Annotated in this window: 16 protein-coding genes; 7 read left to right on the top strand and 9 right to left on the bottom strand. The window is 38.2% G+C overall.

Going from position 1 to position 14,705, the window contains the following annotated elements:
• Window positions 1-611 precede the first annotated feature (611 nt).
• The 3 genes from ACOI1D_RS13510 to ACOI1D_RS13500 all read left to right on the top strand — a co-directional run bounded on the left by ACOI1D_RS13510 (window position 612) and on the right by ACOI1D_RS13500 (window position 2,435).
• Window positions 612-1,088: a hypothetical protein gene (locus ACOI1D_RS13510; RefSeq protein WP_422501818.1), complete on the top strand. Its 477-nt coding sequence runs from the start codon at window positions 612-614 to the stop codon at window positions 1,086-1,088.
• A gap of 190 nt (window positions 1,089-1,278) precedes the next feature.
• A complete protein-coding gene (locus ACOI1D_RS13505; RefSeq protein ID WP_422501816.1) occupies window positions 1,279-1,836 on the top strand; it encodes a YkoP family protein in 558 nt (185 codons plus the stop codon).
• Between the two features lie 209 nt (window positions 1,837-2,045).
• Window positions 2,046-2,435 (top strand): hypothetical protein, encoded by a 390-nt coding sequence (locus ACOI1D_RS13500; protein ID WP_422501815.1) that lies wholly within the window; start codon window positions 2,046-2,048, stop codon window positions 2,433-2,435.
• 26 nt (window positions 2,436-2,461) lie between these two features.
• Here the strand turns inward: ACOI1D_RS13500 and ACOI1D_RS13495 are convergent, their stop codons facing one another.
• The gene (locus ACOI1D_RS13495; protein WP_422501814.1) at window positions 2,462-3,307 is read right to left on the bottom strand and encodes a metallophosphoesterase; all 846 of its coding nucleotides are present in this window, start codon (window positions 3,305-3,307) and stop codon (window positions 2,462-2,464) included.
• 124 nt (window positions 3,308-3,431) lie between these two features.
• On the opposite strand from ACOI1D_RS13495, the gene ACOI1D_RS13490 reads away from it, so the two are divergent.
• The 4 genes from ACOI1D_RS13490 (at window position 3,432) to ACOI1D_RS13475 (ending at window position 5,239) form a co-directional block, all read left to right on the top strand.
• Window positions 3,432-4,562, top strand: coding sequence for an MGDG synthase family glycosyltransferase (locus ACOI1D_RS13490; RefSeq protein WP_422501813.1), 1,131 nt, complete (start codon window positions 3,432-3,434; stop codon window positions 4,560-4,562).
• A gap of 75 nt (window positions 4,563-4,637) precedes the next feature.
• Window positions 4,638-4,799 carry a hypothetical protein gene (locus tag ACOI1D_RS13485; RefSeq protein ID WP_422501812.1) on the top strand — a complete coding sequence of 54 codons (162 nt, stop codon included), beginning with the start codon at window positions 4,638-4,640 and terminating at the stop codon, window positions 4,797-4,799.
• Window positions 4,800-4,830: 31 nt separating this feature from the next.
• Window positions 4,831-4,923 (top strand): sporulation protein, encoded by a 93-nt coding sequence (locus ACOI1D_RS13480; protein WP_422501811.1) that lies wholly within the window; start codon window positions 4,831-4,833, stop codon window positions 4,921-4,923.
• 13 nt (window positions 4,924-4,936) lie between these two features.
• Entirely contained in the window at window positions 4,937-5,239 is a 303-nt protein-coding gene (locus ACOI1D_RS13475; RefSeq protein WP_422501810.1) for a sporulation protein, read from the top strand.
• A gap of 56 nt (window positions 5,240-5,295) precedes the next feature.
• On the opposite strand, the gene putP is transcribed toward ACOI1D_RS13475, so the two are convergent.
• The 8 genes from putP to ACOI1D_RS13435 form a co-directional block, all read right to left on the bottom strand.
• Complete coding sequence (putP, locus tag ACOI1D_RS13470; protein WP_422501809.1) at window positions 5,296-6,822, bottom strand: sodium/proline symporter PutP; 1,527 nt, start codon at window positions 6,820-6,822, stop codon at window positions 5,296-5,298.
• A 400-nt stretch (window positions 6,823-7,222) separates the two neighbouring features.
• Window positions 7,223-8,128 (bottom strand): glycine betaine ABC transporter substrate-binding protein, encoded by a 906-nt coding sequence (locus ACOI1D_RS13465; protein WP_422501808.1) that lies wholly within the window; start codon window positions 8,126-8,128, stop codon window positions 7,223-7,225.
• A gap of 22 nt (window positions 8,129-8,150) precedes the next feature.
• The gene (locus ACOI1D_RS13460) at window positions 8,151-8,903 is read right to left on the bottom strand and encodes an ABC transporter permease (protein ID WP_422501807.1); all 753 of its coding nucleotides are present in this window, start codon (window positions 8,901-8,903) and stop codon (window positions 8,151-8,153) included.
• Window positions 8,904-8,918: 15 nt separating this feature from the next.
• A complete protein-coding gene (locus ACOI1D_RS13455; RefSeq protein ID WP_422501806.1) occupies window positions 8,919-9,890 on the bottom strand; it encodes an ABC transporter ATP-binding protein in 972 nt (323 codons plus the stop codon).
• Between the two features lie 20 nt (window positions 9,891-9,910).
• Window positions 9,911-10,561, bottom strand: a complete 651-nt coding sequence (locus tag ACOI1D_RS13450) for an ABC transporter permease (protein WP_422501805.1) — start codon at window positions 10,559-10,561, stop codon at window positions 9,911-9,913.
• Window positions 10,562-10,792: 231 nt separating this feature from the next.
• Window positions 10,793-12,235 carry an FAD-binding oxidoreductase gene (locus ACOI1D_RS13445; RefSeq protein ID WP_422501804.1) on the bottom strand — a complete coding sequence of 481 codons (1,443 nt, stop codon included), beginning with the start codon at window positions 12,233-12,235 and terminating at the stop codon, window positions 10,793-10,795.
• A gap of 69 nt (window positions 12,236-12,304) precedes the next feature.
• Window positions 12,305-13,741 (bottom strand): FGGY-family carbohydrate kinase, encoded by a 1,437-nt coding sequence (locus ACOI1D_RS13440; RefSeq protein WP_422501803.1) that lies wholly within the window; start codon window positions 13,739-13,741, stop codon window positions 12,305-12,307.
• Window positions 13,742-13,786: 45 nt separating this feature from the next.
• A complete protein-coding gene (locus tag ACOI1D_RS13435; RefSeq protein WP_422501802.1) occupies window positions 13,787-14,563 on the bottom strand; it encodes an SDR family NAD(P)-dependent oxidoreductase in 777 nt (258 codons plus the stop codon).
• Between the last annotated feature and the right edge of the window lie 142 nt (window positions 14,564-14,705).

Raw genomic sequence — 14,705 nt, 5'->3', positions numbered from 1 at the left:
TGTTATTTGTACCGCGCACTGTAAACTTCCGTATAATTAAATCACTTGGTTCTTCCAGCATTTTTTTTAGATTGTCTACGTTCTGATCCAGTTCCTTTACCAATTCAGTTGAAAAGTCCTCGTCTTTATTTGCACCTTTTTGTTTTTGTATTCGCTTCATAAACTTACCCCCGTTCAAACGGATTAGTCATTCCTATTCTTTTGCCCATTTTCCCTCTCGATTATTCAGAGGGAAAAACACAAATTATGTATAAGAGAAGCTATTATCGACAAACTAATAAAAATTATTTCCAGAGAAACAAAGACGTATGGAATTAAATATGATCGTGAAAATTCTGGAAAATATTACTAATAACGGAGTGATTGCATGAGTAATTATAAACGTAATCATAGTGGGGACTTTTTTTATGATAGACACCAACAGCCATTGACAAAGCGATCTATCAGATCTATCAGATCAACCACTCCCAGTTCGGAACATTCAGGTGTTACATACTCTCACTTTATAACAGCTGCGGGTTTCAAAACTCGCTTAAATTATGAAATTTATAATTATAGGATGGAGCAGACACCTTATGTTAGAGGAAGATTGGTCTAGTCGGCCAAGAAAAATGAAGGAAAAGTCTAAAGTTAATAAAGACAAATTAGAAAAGCTGTTGTGGAGTGTTGCACTACCAGGATTTGGTCAATTTTTAAACGATAAATATGTAAAAGCTATTGTTTTGATTATTTTAGAATTTGTAGTAAACGTAATGGCTAATTTTAATCATGTCATTGTCCTGAGTTTCCATGGAGAAATACAGGAATCTATAGAACAAACAAATTATCTTTGGCTAATGTTCTACCCATGTTTATACTTTTTTGCGATATGGGATGCGTATAAAGATGCAGACGGTGAAAACAAACCATTTTCCTTCTTACCATTTGTCTTTTCGGCTTACTTTATGACTGTTGGTTTGATTCTTTCACCGTCATTTACATTAATGGGAAAACTTATAGGCCCTATATGGTTACCAATTATTTTCCTGCCTATAGGTATAATCGTTGGTTTTGCCCTGAAATGGGTGCTGCTTAAATTCAGCACCTAAATTGGACATTTTTTACAGTATAAACCCTGGGGAAAACATGTATATTTAGGCTCTTTCAAGCAATAATATCACTATACCGAAAAGGTTTTTAAACATTGAATTATTTTAGAAAACTTTAGTTGCACTTATGCAAGAAAGAAAGTTTTTATACTTTCTTTACTGCTAAATAAGTACAAAAGGGAAGAGGGAAATGAGAGGATACTTATTATCGATCTGGACTGCTGTTGACCCTGTTTATTTTAAATTTTCCCGTCTCCGTTATCCTACAAACGATTTTAAAATAGATAATATACTAAGGGTTAGATTAACACGTTACAAAGGGAAAAACGTAACCTTGGCTGATGGAATTACCATCAATAAACATGATACTTTAGTGAAGATCCATTTACACAATGTAAGATTATTAAATGAATTAAAAGACGTGAAAAGCAATATTATTAAAGGCAAAATAATCTTCAAATATGTAAGTAAATCTTTGCCTGAATTAGAGAAATATATTCAAAACCACCCTAAATCAAATGAAATAAAAGGCATTATCGGAATTACGTTTCTAAATAAGGGGTGCGGACGCCTCGGCTTTGAGGTAATGCATATACATCATCCTGTTTACAGGAGATTTAAATGGGCCGGTTGCTTACTGATTGGCGCTCTATCCAGTAACCCTTCCATTAAAAAGCTGATCAAAAAACCAGCACCCAGCTATTTATTCATGTCCAAGAACAAACTGACACAAATGTATCAAAAATAAAACAAAAGCATGAGCGGGGCTACTGGACGGAGATATCAACCGTTATCCGATGGAATCAACCGTCCTGGCGGAATATCAACCGTTATCCGATGGAATCAACCGTCCTGGCGGGATATCAACCGTTATCCGATAGAATCAACTGTCCTCGCGGAATATCAACCGTTATCCGGTGGAATCAACTGTCCTGGCGGAATATCAACCGTTATCCGGTGGAATCAACTGTCCTGGCGGAATATCAACCGTTATCCGGTGGAATCAACCGTCCTGGCGGGATATCAACCGTTATCCGGTGGAATCAACCGTCCTGGCGGAATATCAACCGTTATCCGGTAGAATCAACCGTCCTGGCCGGATATCAACCGTTATCCGGTGGAATCAACCGTCCTGGCGGAATATCAACCGTTATCCGATGGAATCAACCGTCCTGGCCGGATATCAACCGTTATCCGGTGGAATCAACCGTCCTGGCCGGATATCAACCGTTATCCGGTGAAATCAACCGTCCTGGCAGGATATCGACCGTTAGGCGTTATTATCAACCGTTAGACAGAAGTATCAACCGTCATGGTGCAATGAAAAAAGCTATCAATAAAGGTTAGACCCTCTAAGGACAGCTTTTCACTAATTAAATAGCAGGTAAAGATTCGGTTTCAACTTGTGAAACTGATAGCTGATGAAATGTTATTTCGGGCCGACTACCAACTCTTATATTAACTCCTGTTTGACCTAGCCCTTCACTTATATAAAATGGTTTGTCATCTAATGACTGAAGGCCTTTTATCATATTCATTTTAGTAAGTTTCCCCATTTTTGCAAGGTGATATGCCTTTGGGTAACAGATCTGACCACCATGGAAATGACCAGCAAGCAAATAATCATAATAGTACTTTTTCATATGAAGGACAATATTCGGATCATGTGTAAGAACTAGATTCATTCCGTTTTTTAGTTCTTTATAGGAAGCTTTCAGATCACTTCGATTTGTACTAAAGTCGTCAATGCCAATAATATTTACAGGTCTGCCATGAATATGAATGGTATCACTTTCGTTTTGCATGACCTTACAATCATGTTCTTCTAGTGTTTCTATTAGCTTTTGTAAATTATTACTGTTCAGCACATAGTCATGGTTTCCTAATACAGCATAGATTCCCTTTGCAGCATTTAATTTTCTAAACACACGCAAATAAGGAATAAGCTTTGGAAGAGTCCGTTTACGATCAAGGAAATCCCCTGTAAGAGCAATTAGGTCTATTTTTTCCCCTTTAACGTTTTCATAAAGTTGTTCAGGAGATATGGAGATATGTTCAAGGTGCAGGTCGGAGAGGTGTAAAATATTTAAGGTAGGATCACTTTTATTTTGTGTCTGGTCAATTTTATTTATTAAAACATCCTGAGTGTTTTTATACGCCTTTGTAACAGCAAAATAACCCAAAATGATAAACAAGCCTAAGAATAGTAAGATATACAAATCTATCACTCCTTTGCTTTACCAATTATACATGACAAGCACCACTTTTTATTCCGGTAATACATGGATGAAATTCCATTTAATAATTTAATCCATGCAACAACCATCCCCTGTGAGGTGCATGATGAATCATTACTCTAAAACAATTCTGTTCCTTCCTTTTTTACAAATTCCATCCGGGCACCATCAAGTAGCCCATTCATTAATGGAGGGGATCAGTTCAAATCATCCTGAATTAGATTGTAAAAAGGTGGAAATTCTTTCATACAGTTATGGAAAAGTAGAATCACTGGTATCTGGTACATATTTAAATTGGATACGAACATTTCCAGGCTTCTATAATTGGCTCTATCAAGTTAGTGTATATAAAAATGTGGAAAGGGATAAAAAGTACCGGTTGTATGAAGTTTTATTTCTGGCCCACATAAGAAAAATGGTCAAAGAAATACAGCCGAGTTGTATAATCTGCACACACTCTTTACCTTCTTATATGTTAAACCATTTAAAGGAAAAGGGAGAGGTGAACATACCTGTGATTAATGTTTACACGGACTTTTTTATTCATCGTTTTTGGGGTATTCATCATGTTGACTTTCACTTTGTGTCTTCTCTTCATATGAAAGAACTGTTACAAAAAAAGGGTATCAAAGAAGAACAAATCTATATAACTGGCATACCTGTACACAAAGATATTCTAAAAGTGAAAACTCAAGTAAGGAAAAGTCCTTCTTCCCTATCCATATTGATAACAGGTGGTAATTTAGGAGTTGGAGCAATAGGCGATCTAATCGACAGCATCGGTACTGAAGGCAAAATCACTTATTATGTTTTATGCGGGAAAAATAAGACCTTATATCAAAGGGTTCGAAACCTTGCAAACAACAATATTATACCTCTACAATACATGGAGAGCAGAACAGAAATGGACAAGCTTTATGACAAAGTGGATGGGATTTTAACAAAACCTGGGGGCGTTACTGTAAGCGAGGGAATTATTAAAAGGAAACCAATTTTCATTTACGATGCTTTGCCTGGTCAGGAAATAATTAACCTTGAAGAGTTACAAAAACTTGGCGTTGTTTTCTGTCTAAACAACTGGAAAGATAAGCAAAATTCGCTTGAAAACCAGCTTATTTCCTTTTTTGAAAATGCCGGACACTGTGAAAGTATGCAAACTCACATGTCTGACTACCATAATCAGCTAACTGTCATGGAACCTGCTGAAATTGTTAACCAGCTGATAAATAATTACTAGAACTATCCCCGACCTTCCTAAGTTATCCAGGGAGGAAATACGGAACAGGAAATCTCTCAAATTAAACTTTTTGTAATGACAGAGGCCATTTGTGAAATAAATGACAACGATGTTTATCAAAAAGTAAACTTACATGCTGTTACAGTTGGAGATTCATTTACCATCAAGGAAGGTAAAAAAAAAGGAAATAGACTTTCAATTTCTATTACCTGTACACACACCTCCAACGATAGGTAAAACAAAGGTATGGATTCAGACAGGTCTGGATGTGCCTAATGCCGTTGACCCTAAAGACAGGGACTACATTAACGTTGAGCCTCATCGATATATGAATACTGTTTTTAGATGCCCTTACCAATGAATTAGGTTTTCATATGCATAAAGTTGAAATGGAGTATTCCAGAAAGTATAACTATATACAGGAGTTTGAATTTTTACCTGGCAATGAATTTAGAAGAGATCTCGATGAATTAGAGGTTATGTTTTTCTTAGATGAAAGTCAACTTGAACTTATTCTTCAGGTGGATCGCCGTGCCAAAGGCCTTGGTGGTTTATTTTCAGAAGCACTGGATATGGACGAAAACTTTGTTAAACTTACATTCACTAACGAAGAAATTAACAACGGTACCTCTTCTGTCGCAACTAAGTTACGCAATACCATTAAACAGTTCAGCTAAGTAAAAAAGAGTTCTTCCCGGAGTTAAACCGAGAAGTACTCTTTTAATAGTTATTTTTATGCTTTCATTTTACTATCTGCCTCATCAAATTCTGCTTGAATTTCAGCAGACGGCTTTTCGCCTACCATACTTACTACTACAGCAACAATTAAGTTGAGTAAGAAAGCAGGAACAATTTCATAAAGGTCAAATATTCCTCCTGTAAGGAAGTCTCCCCATACAATAACGGTAATTGCACCAACGATAATACCAGCTAATGCACCGTTTCTTGTAATGCCTTTCCAAAATAGTGCTAGAAGGATTATTGGTCCAAAAGCACCACCGAAGCCTGCCCATGCATAACTAACTAACTCTAACACGGAGCTTTCTGGATTTGTTGCAAGAAGTGTAGCAATTAATGCAATAATACCAACTGCGATACGTCCAACCCATACTAGTTCACGATCTGAAGCCTTCTTACGTAAAATTGCTTTGTAGAAATCTTCAGCTACTGCAGAAGATGATACTAGTAGTTGCGAATCGATTGTACTCATGATAGCAGATAAAATAGCTGCTAATAGAATACCTGCGATAATTGGATCAAATAGAATTTGTGAGAATGCAATAAAGATTTCTTCTGGATCTGCAAGCATTTGAACACCAGCATCATTCGTAACAACTTTAACACCGTATTCAGCTAACACTCCAACGTCTTGTGTACTAATGAAAGCAAGACCAGCAAGACCTACAAATATTGCACCGTATAAGCCAAGAATCATCCAGGTCATACCAATGAAACGTGCTTTTGGTACGTCTTTAGGAGATTTTAAAGCCATAAAACGAACGAGAATATGAGGCTGTCCAAAGTAACCTAGCCCCCATGCTAATGAAGATAAAATTCCTATTGCTCCGACACCAGCCACCATATTTATGTGTCCTGGTGAAATGTTACCTACTGCATCGATAGTTGCGTCCCAACCACCAACGACAGCAATAGCACGAATTGGAACGACTATTAATGCTACAAACATTAGAATACCTTGCACGAAGTCTGTCCAACTTACAGCTAGGAATCCGCCTAGGAATGTATAAGAAACGATTACAATTGCGCCGATCCAAAGTGCCTGATCGTATGATAGGCCAAATGACGCTTCAAATAATTTTGCGCCACCAACCATTCCTGATGAAGTATAGAAAGTGAAGAATATCAAAGTTACAATTGCAGAAATAACACGTAATAAGTGAGATGTATCGCGGAAACGATTTTCTAAAAAGTCCGGAATTGTAATTGAGTCATTAGAAACTTCAGTATAAACTCTCAGACGTTTAGCAACGAATTGCCAGTTTAAATATGCACCGATTGCAAGTCCTACTGCAATCCAAGCTCCACCTAAACCTGATGCGTAAACTGCACCTGGTAAACCTAGTAGTAACCAACTACTCATATCTGATGCACCAGCACTTAATGCCGCAACACCTGGTCCTAATCCTCTTCCACCTAGAACATAATCTGATAAATTACTTGTTAAACGATATGCTACAACCCCAATTGCAAGCATACCTACTAAATAAACGATAAACGTTATTAACGTAGCCGTATCCATTGTTTACTTTTCTCCCCTGTCTGTGAATAATGTAATAGTTGATAAAATAAGTAATATTGGCATAGGTACAAATAACCAAAACCAAGTAGCACCTGAGAGCGCAAAGTCTTCCATGTTTAGTACCCCCCTTTTTTAGGTATGCATTCCAATTATTCAAAATAACTAGTTAATACATACAATATTAATACTATAACATAACCAATTTCTTTTATACAGTATATACTGTTTATACAAATTTTGCGGAAAAATTTATTCATACAACAACATTTGTACTTTTCTGTCGAATTATGCTTTTTTCGAGGTCTTAACAATATAAAAAGCTAACCACCCATCTGTTCTACATTGGTAAGGTGATTAGCTTAAACTTGAATAATTCTAAAATATTCCAATCACTTATTATCTATTCACCAGTTAACAAACCATTTTTCTCAAGATATTCCTTAGCAACGTCGTCTACAGTTCTTTCTTCAACGTCTACTTGGTAATTCAGTTCACGCATAATTTCACTGTCTAATTGCTCAGATAAAGGCTTTAGAATTTCTTCTATCTCTGGATAGTTTTCATTGGTTTCTTTCGTCATGGCAATTGCCGCATTATACGATGGAAAAAAGCTTTTTGAATCCTCAAGGTTAACGAGATCATACTCACGGATTCGGCTGTCAGTAGCGAAACCAACTGCTGCGTCGACTTCTCCATTATTTAACGCTTCGTACTGTAGGCCATAACTCATTTCAGCAATGTTGTCGCCTTTAAAATCAAAACCATATGCTTCTTCTACACCTGGTAACCCATCAGGTCTGTTTGCAAATTCAGCATCTGTTCCAAAAGTAAGTTCTCCTGGATTGTTGTTTACGTAATCGGCAAGGTCTGCAATACTCTTAATTCCTAGTTTATCAGCTTGTTCCTTCTTCATGACTATTGTATACGTGTTATTAACATCAGATAAATTGGTCCAGTAAATATTGTTACGCTTCATGTCCAGTTTCTTTACAGTCTTATAGGCTTCTTGTTTATCCGCAATTGGTTCTTCCCCCATGTACGTAACAAGACCAGTACCTGTATAGTCCCAAGTCAAATCTACCTGTTTGTTCTCAAGAGCTTGACGTAAAGCTGAACTTCCCAAGTTGCTTTTCTCATCGACTGAATAACCATTGTCTTCGAGCATTAGGATTGCCATTTTAGACAATAAGAACTGTTCAGTAAAGTTTTTTGCCCCTACTGTTACACTTTTTTCCTCATCACCACAAGCTGCCAAAACGCTTAGGGATAACATAAATACCATAGCTAAAGTTAATACCTTTTTCATATAAATTCCTCCTAATAATTAATTATATTGAATCGATAGCTGCCTTACGCGCTAGTCGAATTCCTTTCGGTACCAATAAATATTGAACTGCGCGGAATCCATAATCCACTATTACTGCTAATAACGTGACGGGAACTGCCCCAGAAATCAGTGTTTGATTATCAAATAATTGAATCCCTGTAAAAATCCATACGCCTAAACCACCGCCACCGATTAGATAAGCCAGCGCGGCAGTACCTATATTTAAAACGACTGCTGTACGAATTCCTGCCATAATTGAAGCGGAGGCACTAGGCAGTTCGATTCGAAATAAGATCTGTAAAGGCGTCAGTCCCATCCCCCGTGCTGCATCTTTCATATCTGCATTTACGGAATCAAGACCGGCAATAGTATTCTGCAGGATCGGCAAAAGAGAATAAATAAAGAGTGCCACAACAGCCGCTTTCATTCCAATTCCCAAAAACCCCATCGCTAAAGCCAGCACAGCAAGACTTGGGATGGTTTGTCCCAGGTTGGCTATATTGACAATAAGCCATTCCGATTTCCGAAACCGGGGGCGGGTAATTAGAATACCCACAGGTACAGAGGTCAGGATTGCCAATCCAGCAGATATACCGACTAAGCTTAAATGCTGTTTCAGAAGTCCCATGAATTTAGTTGGTTCTTCGAAAATCTTCCCAAACATATTTTCACTGATAGCCCACCAAAAAAAGGAAATGACGAGGGCCCAAAGGATGACACGAATAATGATAGCAATCATTTTTTTTGAGTTCATCTCTACTTTTCCTCCTTATTCACCTTTTACCTCTAAGCGAAGAAATTTCTCAATTAAATCAAATGTTAAACTCCCTTGAACTTCATCTGCATCATTCACAATAACTAATTGATCAGCTTCCTGATTGAGTAACATGGATATGGCAACCCGGAGAGAGGTATGGATAGAAATTTCTTTCGTGTCAAGAATGGTGTCTTCTTTGTTTTTTAAACTAAACCTGTCCACCAGATTCTGTACAGTGTATAAAGACATGCTGCGCAGAACCCTGTCTTTCCCTACGAAGTTCGAAACAAATTCATTTTTAGGTTGAATCAGCATGTCAGTCGGGCGATCATATTGCATAATGCTGCCACTTTTAAGTAAAGCGATTTTATCCCCCATACGAACAGCTTCATCGATGTCATGACTAACAAAAAGTATTGTTTTTTTGACTTCTCTTTGGATTGATAAAAATTCATCCTGAACCTTTTCCCTGATGATTGGATCAAGAGCACCGAACGGCTCGTCCATAAGCATTACAGGAGGATCAGCCGCCATGGCACGGGCCACCCCAATCCGTTGCTGCTGCCCGCCAGATAGTTCGTGAGGAAAGCGCTTACGATATTCATCCGGGTTTAGGCCAAGAAAATCCATGAGGTAGTTGAAACGATCTCTTTTTTTCTTGCGATCCCATCCAAGTAAATCCGGAACAATCATTGTATTGTCTTCAATCGTCATATTTGGAAATAAACCATTGCTTTGAATAACATAACCCGTATTTCGTCTCATTTTGATTTTATCCATCTCTTTAACATTTTGACCCTGGATAGAAATCTCACCTTCTGATATGGATTCCAGTTGGTTCACCATCCGAAGAAGCGTCGTTTTTCCACAACCGGATGGTCCAAGAAGAATGACAAATTCACCTTCTTCCACTGTCAACGATATATCATCAATCGCTTTGACATTTCCATTGTAAATTTTGGATATATTTTTGAAATCTATCAATGAGGTTCACCTTCTTTCTTCTATTTTATTCCTTTCGGAGTAATGCGGTTTTGAATGAATTTAAGTATAAAATCTGCAGACAAAGCCAATATGGAAACGAAAACGGCACCTGCCATAATCATATTGTCATTCCCTCGGCTAATTCCTGAGTTAATGAGGACACCTAATCCACCTGCACCAATAAATGCGGCTATTGCTCCAATTCCAATATTGAGCACTGTAGCAGTTCTTATCCCTGCCATTATTAATGGCATAGAATTTGGTATTTCTACTTTCATCAATCGCTGAAAAGTAGTCATTCCTATACCTTTTGCTGCATCCCTTATATTAGGATCAACATTTTGAATTGCTGTGTAGGTATTGCGAATAATCGGTAATTGTGAATAAAGTACCAATGCAATTAATGCAGGCAGGAATCCTATCCCTTGTCCAATAGTAGAAAGAATTGGAATCATAATACCGAACAGTGCAATACTCGGTATAGTAATGATAATAGAAGCTACTTGCAGAATAGTCTCGGCAAGGTAATCATTCGTTGTTAAATAAATACCCAACGGGATAGCAATTAAGATTGCTATTACGAGTGCAATTCCTACAAGTTGGAGATGTTCTAAAGAATATGAAAGAATGTTTTCCCAGTCATCTATAACATAATTTATAAAATCGGCCATATTTACACCCCCCTTAGCAGCAATAGTTGATTTTAATCTTTAGCTATAAAAAATTGCTATACCAATTCATATACTCCAACACCATTACTATATATACACTACATGCTAATTACAGTCTATTCAACTGGGTAATTGTCGATTAATGGGTTGATTGTCGAATTTCACCTGAATATATACTTGTGTAACAGAGTGCAGAAATGCTGAATAACTACACTCAATTACATTTCTCATTTAGTCTTCTTTTGGAAAAATAGTTCCTTTATTCATAATCCCTTTTGGATCAAAAGCTTTCTTCAGAGTTTCCAGGATATAGTAAGAAGATCCATACTCTTCTTTAATCCATGGGGTTCTATGTTTTCCAACACCGTGATGATGAACCATGGAACCTCCTGCCTTAACCGTTTCTTCGACGATGATTTTATTGATTGGATAGTGATATTTCGTGATTTCTTCTTCGGGTTTGATATCCACTAAATCATAATAGTAAACGAAGTACATATTGGTACCATTCATGTAGCTGTGGGAAGAGTGGCCTCCAAGCATCGTGATATTAGGAATTTCTTCACGAATTCTTTTGATGCATTTCTCATAAATTTCATTGATTTCTCCCCATAAACCTGACACTTCGGTTGTAAAACCAATGTTGTTGGTTTCTTTGATTTCTTTTCGTTCTTCAATGACCTTGGCTGGGTCCCAATTTAAGCTTTCAAACCAGTCCTGTATTAATCGGCTCTCAACGGCTTCACATTCCTCATATTGAGCTACGATAGCTTCGATTGCTTTACCAGTTGCTTCTGCAATAACTTTAGGGCCTTCCGCCATAAAGATTAGTACACATTTACCTTTTGAAAAATCAAAGTGATCAGCTCCATCTTCAGGGTCGTAGAGACGCGCAACTGATGGACGATAGCCTTGTACCATGACCTCCCTCAGAATTTCAAACCCAGTTTTCATATTATCCAGGACGTAACCATAATAATGGTTATTTTTCGGCTGATATTGAAAAACTTTTACCGTTACTTCGGTAATATAGCAAAGCGCCCCCTCATTACCAATAATTACGTGCCTGATATCTGGTCCAGCTGCACGTCTTGGAACATTTTTAATTTTTGTGATTTCTCCATTAGGAAAGACAGCTTCCAGCCCAACGACCATGTCTTCAATCCCACCGTATAACGTTGAGAGTTGCCCAATGCTTCGTGTTGCAACTAGTCCACCCATTTGTGCTAAAGGTTTGGATTGTGGAGAATGTCCTGTCGTTAAGCCTTGTTCCCTCAATTTATCCTCAAGTTCTTCCAAAGGTACACCACATTTTACGGTCGCGAGCATATTATAAGCGTCTATACTTACGATTTCATTCATTGCTGATCCATCAATGACTAGTGAGTTCTCAACAGCTGTCTCAAGTCCACCCTCTGTTGCAGACCCACCTGTCCTTGGAACAGCATTGATATTGTTATCATTCATGTATTGAAGAATTCGAGATATTTCCTCAGCACTTTTCACCTTCACAACAGCCGCCGGAAGTGGCTGTGAGTATACTCCATGAATAGTTTCATATTTTCTGAAGCGATCTACACTATTCTCTTGTAAAACTTCTTCATCGGTAATAATTTGTTCACCTGGCAGTATTGATTTTATATCGCTAACAATTTGTTCTCTTGATAATCCCATGATTAAACTCCTTTGATAAACAATAATTTTTATGGATCTATTATTCTGCTCTTTTACTAGGTAAATCCATTAACGGAAAAAGGAATGTGCCTTTTTTAAGATTCCATCTGTGTATGCTGTAATATGCTGATAGACTTCCTGATTCATTCGATTATAGAATACATGCTTGTCCTGCTCGGGAGTGAACGTATCCCGCACATCAACCATCTGTTCAGCTGCTTCTTCAAAGGTAGAATAGATACCAAGGGCAACAGTAGTACTAATAGCTGAACCAAGGCTAGCAGAGCCATTAACGATGTTTCGGGTTGTCGCAAGACCAAACACATTTGCAAAGATTTGCATCATCAAGTCGCTGTTTGAACCTCCACCTGTTAGTACGATTTCCTTAAGCTCCGTTTTCATTTCCTTGCACATTGCGTCCATATTCGCCTTCATTGTTAAAGCAATAGCTTCCAAAATCGAATGATACATATGTGCTCTGGTATGGCGCCCGTCAAAACCTATCATCATACCTTTTTTAAATGGTTCTTCAGATGGTGCGAGCCATTCGAGCACTGTCATCAGCCCATCACTTCCAGCTGGAACAGACTCCACAGCTTCCTGATTTAAAAGTTCCTCTGGGGAAATATTACGTTCTTTTGCCTGTTGTACTAATCCTTCACCGAAAAGCTCTTTAAACCAACTCACGGTCCACATGCCGCGCCGTATTCCATTGCTTTCATATAGATATCTTTCAGGAATTGCAGCAAAATTAGTCCAAAACTTTTCCGAGTCAGTTACATTCTCCTGACCATGAATCATTCCTGCTATATAGGTGCCTAAGGAAATAAGTGCTTTATTCTCTGATAACAAGCCCGCGCCTAGTGCTTCGACAGCCTTATCGTTTGCGGTGGCAACTACTGGGATATCAGAAGGAATGCCTAATTTCTCTTCTATATCTTTAGTTATATGACCTAAAATAGTCCCTGGATTTTGGAGAGTGAACAGCATGTCACGAGGAATGTTAAATTGGTCGAAAACTTTGTCATCCTTACTCCAGTCCCACGTATCCGTATCAATCGGCCACATTCCTTGGTAGTTAGCAGCTGAATCGTTAAAATTGCCAGTTAATCTGTGTGTAATATATCCCGATGAAGTAGTGACAAACGAGACTTCAGGATTTGTATGTACATAAGGCTTTGATACCCGTTCATCCATCCAGCTAATGGCTGGGGAGGCAAGGGTCCCGTCTTCCTTTAGCAGGCATCGACAGAACCGAATCGTACAAAGTCCGATTCCGATAATATCTTCCTTTTTACCAGGAAAACCCACCATGGCTTCTTTAAATGCTAAAATAAGTGATTCCCAAAGATCATCGTCAGGATGCTCGGCTATACCTGGATTCGGCAAGCTCATAGGCTTGAGCATTTGTTTTCCTGTACTAACACTATTTCCCTTCAGGTCGTAGATGATTACCTTTGAACTCTGTGAACCGCCATCTACTCCGATAATATACTTTTGAGTCATTTCGAAATCTCATTCCCTTTGCAGTTTGAATTTACTTGTCAAGCTCTAGCGAACGAGATAGCCACCATCAACTGCTAAAATATGGCCGTTTACGTAATCAGAAGCCTTACTAGCTAAGAATACAGTAGCTCCCATTAGGTCTACCGGTTCTCCCCACCTGTTTGCAGGCGTATGGTCTAATACTCTGCGATTTGCTTCCGGATCTTTTCTCGTTCCCTGGGTGAGATCAGTAGCATAATACCCCGGTGCGATACCATTAACCTGTATATTGTAAGCTGCAAGTTCATCACAATAAGCCTTTGTTAATCCGGCTAGACCATGCTTGCTGGCTGCATAAGCTGGGGAACCCTTTCCTCCATGAAAAGAAAACATAGAGCATACATTAATAATTTTCCCACGCCGGTTTGAAATCATTTTCTTTGCTGCAAAATGACTAATTTCAAAAGCAGCTGTCAGATTAACGTCTATCATCGAATCCCACTTATCCCTGCCAAAATCCTCAAAGTCAGCTACTTTGTTAAGACCTGCACTGTTAACCAGGATATCAACTGATCCCATCGACTCGGTACATTCTTCTATTATGCGCTCAGCCGCTCCATCCTGTGTAATGTCCACCTGCATAAATTCCATTTGGACGCCTTCATTTTCGATTAACCTTCTCGTAGTACCATCATCATCTGCTAGACTTGGTATAAATAAATTAGCTCCTGCCTTTGCCAAAGCAAGTGAAAACGCTCTACCAAGCCCCGTATTTCCACCCGTTACAATAGCGGTCTGACCCTTTAATGAGAAGAAATTCATGTTAAAATCTGTCGTATTCATAACTCCTTTCTTCCCTCCTTTAAATTCGATTAATTTACGAAAAAAGAGAGAAAAGCATACTTCCCCCAAGGGAAGTTACTTTTCTCTCGACTCTAGTAACTTTAACTGATACTAGTATATGGTTACCCTGTGTAACTGTCAA

The organism is Virgibacillus sp. DJP39 (genome assembly GCF_049310925.1).
In the GTDB taxonomy this organism is placed as follows: Bacteria; Bacillota; Bacilli; order Bacillales; family Amphibacillaceae; genus Virgibacillus_F.
Note: the sequence above shows the minus strand (reverse complement) of the source record. Positions and strands in the feature narration are given on the sequence as shown.

Coding starts and splice junctions, on each gene's coding strand:
- ACOI1D_RS13510 (WP_422501818.1), top strand. CDS start 612: ATGAAGGAAAAGTCTAAAGTTAATAAAGACAAATTAGAAAAGCTGTTG.
- ACOI1D_RS13505 (WP_422501816.1), top strand. CDS start 1,279: ATGAGAGGATACTTATTATCGATCTGGACTGCTGTTGACCCTGTTTAT.
- ACOI1D_RS13490 (WP_422501813.1), top strand. CDS start 3,432: ATGAATCATTACTCTAAAACAATTCTGTTCCTTCCTTTTTTACAAATT.
- ACOI1D_RS13485 (WP_422501812.1), top strand. CDS start 4,638: ATGACAGAGGCCATTTGTGAAATAAATGACAACGATGTTTATCAAAAA.
- ACOI1D_RS13475 (WP_422501810.1), top strand. CDS start 4,937: ATGCATAAAGTTGAAATGGAGTATTCCAGAAAGTATAACTATATACAG.
- putP (WP_422501809.1), bottom strand. CDS start 6,822: ATGGATACGGCTACGTTAATAACGTTTATCGTTTATTTAGTAGGTATG.
- ACOI1D_RS13465 (WP_422501808.1), bottom strand. CDS start 8,128: ATGAAAAAGGTATTAACTTTAGCTATGGTATTTATGTTATCCCTAAGC.
- ACOI1D_RS13460 (WP_422501807.1), bottom strand. CDS start 8,903: ATGAACTCAAAAAAAATGATTGCTATCATTATTCGTGTCATCCTTTGG.
- ACOI1D_RS13450 (WP_422501805.1), bottom strand. CDS start 10,561: ATGGCCGATTTTATAAATTATGTTATAGATGACTGGGAAAACATTCTT.
- ACOI1D_RS13445 (WP_422501804.1), bottom strand. CDS start 12,235: ATGGGATTATCAAGAGAACAAATTGTTAGCGATATAAAATCAATACTG.
- ACOI1D_RS13440 (WP_422501803.1), bottom strand. CDS start 13,741: ATGACTCAAAAGTATATTATCGGAGTAGATGGCGGTTCACAGAGTTCA.
- ACOI1D_RS13435 (WP_422501802.1), bottom strand. CDS start 14,563: ATGAATACGACAGATTTTAACATGAATTTCTTCTCATTAAAGGGTCAG.